At 61.2% G+C, this 605-nt stretch carries 1 protein-coding gene; it reads left to right on the forward strand.

Annotation, left to right across the window (positions count from 1 at the left end; genetic code table 11):
• Window positions 1–211: 211 nt before the first annotated feature.
• Window positions 212–605: glycosyltransferase family 2 protein (locus tag A9D60_RS06485; protein WP_141117852.1), on the forward strand; the 394-nt coding region annotated here is incomplete at its 3' end.

Raw genomic sequence — 605 nt, forward strand, 5'->3', positions numbered from 1 at the left:
CAGCGGCGGCGATCAGGATGAGCTGATCGGGATCCTGCACAATGTCTACGGGCTGAGCCTGACCGGCGACGCATTTGAGTTCACAGGCCTTGTCTGAGTTCCCAATGCGCAGGGGCGGCCCCCTCCAGCCTGCGCACCGCCGGGGCCGGCGGCTGGCCGTTTCCGCGGCACGGGCTATCTCGAACATGGGTATTGGCAGACGAGTGAGCAGATGAAAGATCCTTCCGCAGCTCCGGCCTGCAGCATCGGGCTGCCGGTCTACAATGGCGAAAACTACCTGGAGCAAGCCATTCAATCGGTGCTGGCGCAGACTTTCCAGGACTTTGAACTGATCATTTCCGACAATGCCTCAAGTGACGGCACCGAGGCGATCTGCCGCCGCTATGCAGAGCAGGATCCGCGGATCCTCTACGTGCGGCAGCCGCGCAATATCGGCGCCGCCAAGAATTACAACTATGTGTTTCACCTGGCCCGCGGCGCCTACTTCAACTGGCTGGCCCATGATGACATCCTGGGCCCGGATTTCCTGTCCGCCTGCCTTGCGGGTTTCGCCGGCCATGGCAGCCAGGCGGTGCTGGTCTATCCTTCCTTCAAATACATTGATG

It is taken from the genome of Leisingera sp. JC1 (assembly GCF_001679925.1).
GTDB lineage: Bacteria > Pseudomonadota > Alphaproteobacteria > Rhodobacterales > Rhodobacteraceae > Leisingera.